Genomic DNA, 5570 nt, shown 5'->3' with positions numbered 1-5570 from the left:
AACGCAAACCGCGCCGCACCCGCATGCCGCCCCAACACCACCACCTGCCCCGCCCGGGCATCGACAGTGAACCGAAACGCGGCGAACCTACTCACGCCACGATTCTCCCAACCACCTACGACAACAACCCGTTCTTCAACGGGCTCTGAGTGCCCGTTGAAGAACGAGGTCAGAGCGGCCGGATCTGGTTGATGGCAAGGGAATCCGAGACTGTCGCGGTGTGTCGCGCGGACACGAGGTAGGGCCTTCAGGTACGGCTGTGGTTGTCGAAGCCCGCCATCCCCGAAGGCCCTACCGTGTCTTTCTACCTGGTCTGCGGCCAGGCCGCTGCCGCACCCCCGACCGCAGTGTCCGACCACCTGCCCACGACACGCCCGCGCCGCTACCCATCCGACACCAGCGACATCGAGTGGCAGCTGATCGCCGCGTACCTGCCCACCGGAGGCCCCAGCGACCACGGCGGCCGTCCGGTCACCTACCCGCGCCGAGACATCGTCGACGCAATCCGCTATCTCGACAACAACAGTTGCGTCTGGCGGGCGTTGCCGATCGACTTCCCACCCTGGCCGATCGTCTACCACTATTTCCGCACCTGGACTCGCGACGGCACCCTCACCTGCCTGCACAACGGCCTACGCGAGCAGATTCGAATCGCCGAAGGCCGCAACGCCCAGCCGACCGCGGCGATCGTGGACTCACAGTCGGTACGCGCAGCCGAGACCGTTGCCAAAGCCAGCCGCGGCTACGACGCCGGCAAGCGGGTCAACGGCCGCAAGCGGCACATCGTCGTCGACACCACCGGCCGGCTGCTGATCATCATGGTCACCACCGGCGCCGTGCAGGACCGCGACGCCGCCCGCGCACTGCTGTGGGCACTGCGCACGTGCTTCACCCGGGTGACCAAGATCTGGGCCGACGCCGGATACGCCGGCCAGCTTGTCGACTGGGCCGAACAGGCGCTCGGCTTGACCGTCGAGATCGTCCGCAAGCTCGCCGACCAGATCGGGTTCCAGGTCCTGCACCGCCGGTGGGTCGTCGAGCGCACCCTTTCCCGGATCACCCGCTGCCGGCGCACCGTCCGCGACTACGAGCGCCACCCCGAACACCACGCCGCGATGGTCCAATGGGCCATGGTCATCGTCATGACCCGACGCCTGGCTCGATACCACAAGGCAGGCCGCCTACCGGCTGCCCCTAGCGCCTGACCTCGTTATTCAACGGGCACTAAGCGCGAGTCGTGTTCCGACCAGCCATGATCGCCGAGCCCCGGGACGAGTGATCATCAGCGCCTCGCGGAGAACGCGTAGCGCTAATAGCAAAGGCGTGCGAGACTATTAGCTATGGCGAAGACGATCAAGAGTTTTTCCCTCGACGACGACGTCGTCCAGTACCTCGACGGCACCGGCAACGCCAGCAGCGAAGTCAACACCCTCGTCCGCCGGCATATGCTGAGCCGGAAGGCCCAAGAGATCAGCGGCTACCAGCCCAGCTCCGCCGAGCGTGAATCCGCCCGCCGCTGGGCCCGAACCGAGCTCGCAGCTGCACAAGAGGACATCGACGGCGGCCAGTACGATGACGTGCGTCGTGAGATGGGCTGGGCCGCGTGACCAACACCGACGTCGGTATCAAGCTCATCCTCGACGCAAGCGCACTGAAGGCGTACGGGCATAACGCCACCATTGGCGAACTTCTCGGCGAGGTCGAAGAGGAAGAAGCTCTCACCGCATTCTCCAAAGGCAGCCTCTCCCAGGCCCTTGCCGAAGGCGCCGACCGATCGCTGCTGGAGCTGCTGATCCAGCGCGACAGCTGCACCGTCCTTTCGCCGATGAGCGAATGGGAAGAGCTGGGCGCCTTCCTGCGCCGCGTCGGCCCTCGCCTCGACGTCCACGACGCGTACCTGGTCATGGCTGCCTTCTTCTACCGCGGCTACATCCTCACCAGCGACCCCGCGCGCTACATCGCCATTGACAAGGCGGTCCGCTGTATTCCCCTGCACGATCCGTGGGGCGAACGCGGATAGCGAGAACGCCCATCCCATCCCCACGACCCACCTCGTGCCCCCGGCGCCGCCAGGGCCTTGGCGGGTTCCAGGTTCGGCGTCATACCAGAGGGGTAGTGGTGCGTGGCTCCTGGGTGTGACGCACCCTGCCACCGGTGACGGTTAACCTGCGGGTGATGAGCAGCTTCCTCGCCCGTACGGCCCGTGACCTGCTGCGGACGGTGTGGGGCGCCGACCCGTCTGCGGAGCCGGTCCGGCGGCCGGTGCGGCGCCGCTGGTTCACCCCGCTGCTGCGCCCGGCCGGGCTGTTGGCGTGGATCGGGCTCACCGCCGTCACGCAGCGGTACTACCAGGACAATCGCCATCTGAACGCGCTGGTCGCGGCTGGCTTGGCAATCCTGGTCATGGCGCCGCTGCTGTTCGTGCGAGCCAAGCCGGTGTGGGCGTGGCGGCTGACCGCTGTCGGCCTCGTCCTGGGCACCTACCATCGCGTCGACGCCGAGGCGTGGCCGTGGGTGGTGACCAACGTCCTCGTCGCGCTGGTGGCGCTGTTCTACGTCGCGATGCGCGCACCGTTCGGCGTCACGCTGTGGTCCACCGTGATCAGCTGCCTCATCCTGTGGTGGGCGGTGCCCACCGCCAACGGTGCGAGCGCGACCCTGCTCGTGGTGGCCGTCGTCATCCTCGGCGAGCAGATCCAGGTGCGCCGCCGGGCGCAGGCCGAGCTGCATGTCCAGGAGGAGCGCAGCGAGCTGGCCGAAGCGCGCCGGGCGCTGCTGGAGGAACGCGCCCGCATCGCCCGCGAGCTGCACGACGTGGTCGCGCATTCGATGTCGCTGCTGGCGGTGCGCGCCGAGACCGCGCCGTATCGGCTGCCGGATCTGCCGGAGTCCGCGCGTGCGGAGTTCGTCGAGGTCGCGGCGTCGGCTCGGCAGACCCTGGTCGAGTTGCGGCGGATGCTGGGCGCGCTGCGTACCAGTCCGGGAGAGCCGGAACGCGCCCCGCAGCCCGCGCTGACCGACCTGCCTGAGCTGATCGGCACCGCGCGCAACGCGGGCCTGCGCATCGACGCGCAGCTCACGCTCGACGGGGAGGTCACGCCCGCGACCGGCCTGGCGGCCTATCGCATCGTCCAGGAGGCGCTGTCCAACGCGGCCCGCCATGCCGCGGGGGCGCGGGTCCACGTGACCGTCCAGGTCCGCGGTGGTCATTTAGAACTGGTGATACGCAATGAGCCGGGGCCGGAGCCCGCGACGGTCGCCGGCAGCGGGCACGGCCTGCTGGGCATGCGCGAACGGGCGGTAGTGCTGGGCGGCACGTTGCGGGCGGAGCCGACCGCCGACGGTGGCTTCGAAGTGGTGGCGACGCTGCCGGTGGAGGAAACGCAGTGAGCGTACGCGTGATGGTGGTCGACGATCAGCAGATGGTGCGTGAGGGTTTCGCGGCGCTGCTGGGCGCGCAGCCCGACATCGAGGTCGTCGGGCAGGCGGCCGACGGGGTGGAGGCGGTGGCGCTGGTCCGCGCCGAGCACCCCGACCTGGTGCTGATGGACATCCGGATGCCCCGGATGGACGGGCTGGCCGCGACGCCGCTGGTCGTCGCGGAGGGCGCGCGGGTGCTCATGCTGACGACGTTCGACCTCGACGAATACGTGTACGCCGCGCTGCGCGCCGGAGCGAGCGGGTTCCTGCTCAAGGACGCGCCGGCGGCCGAGCTGGTGCACGCCGTACGCGTCGTCGCCGCCGGGGAGGCGCTGCTGGCCCCGTCGGTGACCCGCAAACTGATCGAGGAGTTCGCCCGGCGGCCGGACCAGCAGCGGGCCGCTCCCCCGTCGCTCAACGGCCTGACCGCCCGGGAGACCGAAGTGCTGGCCCTGATCGCCCAGGGGCTGTCCAATCAGGAGATCGCGACCCGGCTGGTCGTGGCGGAGCAGACGGTCAAGACGCACGTCGGGCGGATTCTGGCCAAACTGGAGCTGCGGGACCGGGCGCAGGCCGTCGTCGTGGCGTACGAGTCTGGTCTGATCACGCCGGGCTCCGCATAACACTTCGGTGCTACGGCGCAGTTGGCTCCGCGGAGTGACGCGCCCGGCCTCGGTCGACGGCGATCGTGTGCGGCATGCCAGTCGCCAAGACCATCACCCTCACCGTGACCGCGCTCGGCCTGCCGATGCTGTCAGCGTTCGGCGCGCCCCTGCTGGCCGCGGACGACGCGACACTGTCCAGGCCCGACACCGGAGCCTGGCGCGCCGACGCGGCGACGCTGGGGCTCGATCCCGCGACCGCCTCGCCGCGTCAGGTCGCCGAGTTCTTCGCTTCGCTCAGCCCGGCGCAGCGCACCGCGCTGGCCATGCGTCATCCCGAGGTGGTCGCCGCGCTCGACGGCGCGCCCGTGTCGCTGCGGTTCACCGCGACGTCGGTGCTGCGGCGCTCGCCCGATCAGCGCACCTTCCTCGCGTACGAGCCGGCCGGCGACGGGCGGGCCGTGGAGGTCGTCGGCGATCTGGCCACCGCCCGCCGGATCGTGGTGATCGTGCCCGGTAGCGACACCACGCTGGCCGACTTCGACCGAGGGCTGGGCGGGGTCGCCCGGCGCGCACCGGCCGTGCAGGCCCGCACCGTCGCCGACGCGGTCGACGACCCGGGCACCGCCGTCATCGCCTGGCTCGGCTACGACCCGCCAGAAGGCTTCGGCAAGGCCGCCATCCGCGAGGACCGGGCTGAAGCGGGCGCGGCCGCGCTGACCCGGTTCGTCGACGGGCTGGCCGTGACCAACCCGGCCGCGAAGGTGATCCTCGTCGGGCACAGCTACGGCACCGTGGTGATCGGGCTGGCCGCCGACCGCCTCGGACCGACGGTCACCGACATCGCCGTGCTGGGCTCCCCGGGCCTCGGCGACGGCTTCCACACCAGCACCCGGCTGTGGGCCGCCCGCGCCGACAGCGACTGGATCGGCTGGATCCCCGGCGTACGCGTGGCCGGGCTGGGTCACGGCGCCGACCCGACCGGCGACGCATACGGGGCCCGGCTGCTGCCGACCGGCAACGTGGACGGTCACGACGGCTACCTCGTGCCCGGCTCGCTCACGCTGGTGGCGCTGGCGGAGGTCATCCGCAACGCCTGAGCCCCGGGCGCGGGGCCCGGGGCTCAGAGCCCGCTGAAGGACGGTTGTTGTCGTAGGTGGTTGAGAGACTGGTCCGGTGAGTAGGTTCGCCGCGTTCCGGTTCACTGTCGATGCCCGGGCGGGGCAGGTGGTGGTGTTGGGGCGGCATGCGGGTGCGGCGCGGTTTGCGTTCAACCAGTGTCTGGCGACGGTGAAAGACGCCCTTGATGCGAATGCCAAGACCGTGGATGGTTCGGCCAGGGTGCCGTGGTCCGGGTTTGATCTGATCAACGCGTTCAACGGGTGGAAGCGGTCGGCGGCGGCGGGCCGGGTGTGGGCGGTGGACTCGGCCGGGCGGGCCACGCTGCAGAGTGCGGGTTTGCGGTGGCGGTCTGATGTGAGTCAGCAGGTGTTCGAGGAGGCCGCGGTCGATTGTGGCCGGGCGTTGGCGGCGTTCGCCGGCTCGCGG

7 protein-coding genes are annotated in these 5570 nt (G+C 70.2%); all 7 read left to right on the top strand.

The genetic code is table 11. The features are described 5' to 3' along the window. The first annotated feature begins 359 nt into the window (after positions 1-359). Positions 360-1205: an IS5 family transposase gene (locus AB0M47_RS41885; RefSeq protein ID WP_363424391.1), complete on the top strand. Its 846-nt coding sequence runs from the start codon at positions 360-362 to the stop codon at positions 1203-1205. Positions 1206-1340: 135 nt separating this feature from the next. Continuing rightward, positions 1341-1607: a hypothetical protein gene (locus tag AB0M47_RS41880; protein WP_363424388.1), complete on the top strand. Its 267-nt coding sequence runs from the start codon at positions 1341-1343 to the stop codon at positions 1605-1607. Then, positions 1604-2020, top strand: a complete 417-nt coding sequence (locus AB0M47_RS41875) for a hypothetical protein (RefSeq protein WP_363424386.1) — start codon at positions 1604-1606, stop codon at positions 2018-2020. Before AB0M47_RS41880 ends, AB0M47_RS41875 begins: the two co-directional genes overlap by 4 nt. A 155-nt stretch (positions 2021-2175) precedes the next feature. After that, the gene (locus AB0M47_RS41870; RefSeq protein ID WP_363424383.1) at positions 2176-3390 is read left to right on the top strand and encodes a sensor histidine kinase; all 1215 of its coding nucleotides are present in this window, start codon (positions 2176-2178) and stop codon (positions 3388-3390) included. Between the two features lie 11 nt (positions 3391-3401). Further along, the gene (locus AB0M47_RS41865) at positions 3402-4043 is read left to right on the top strand and encodes a response regulator transcription factor (RefSeq protein WP_253763933.1); all 642 of its coding nucleotides are present in this window, start codon (positions 3402-3404) and stop codon (positions 4041-4043) included. Positions 4044-4117: 74 nt separating this feature from the next. Further along, positions 4118-5122, top strand: coding sequence for an alpha/beta hydrolase (locus AB0M47_RS41860; protein ID WP_363424380.1), 1005 nt, complete (start codon positions 4118-4120; stop codon positions 5120-5122). 76 nt (positions 5123-5198) lie between these two features. Further along, positions 5199-5570, top strand: a 372-nt coding sequence (locus AB0M47_RS41855; RefSeq protein ID WP_363424377.1) for a helix-turn-helix domain-containing protein, incomplete at its 3' end; no start/stop codon positions are given.

The organism is Hamadaea sp. NPDC051192, assembly GCF_040682475.1.
Classification (GTDB): Bacteria; Actinomycetota; Actinomycetes; order Mycobacteriales; family Micromonosporaceae; genus Hamadaea; species Hamadaea flava.
Note: the sequence above shows the minus strand (reverse complement) of the source record. Positions and strands in the feature narration are given on the sequence as shown.

Bases quoted from the DNA above. Each gene is read 5' to 3' on its own strand.
- AB0M47_RS41870 (WP_363424383.1), top strand. From the start codon at position 2,176: ATGAGCAGCTTCCTCGCCCGTACGGCCCGTGACCTGCTGCGGACGGTG.
- AB0M47_RS41865 (WP_253763933.1), top strand. From the start codon at position 3,402: ATGGTGGTCGACGATCAGCAGATGGTGCGTGAGGGTTTCGCGGCGCTG.
- AB0M47_RS41880 (WP_363424388.1), top strand. From the start codon at position 1,341: ATGGCGAAGACGATCAAGAGTTTTTCCCTCGACGACGACGTCGTCCAG.
- AB0M47_RS41860 (WP_363424380.1), top strand. From the start codon at position 4,118: ATGCCAGTCGCCAAGACCATCACCCTCACCGTGACCGCGCTCGGCCTG.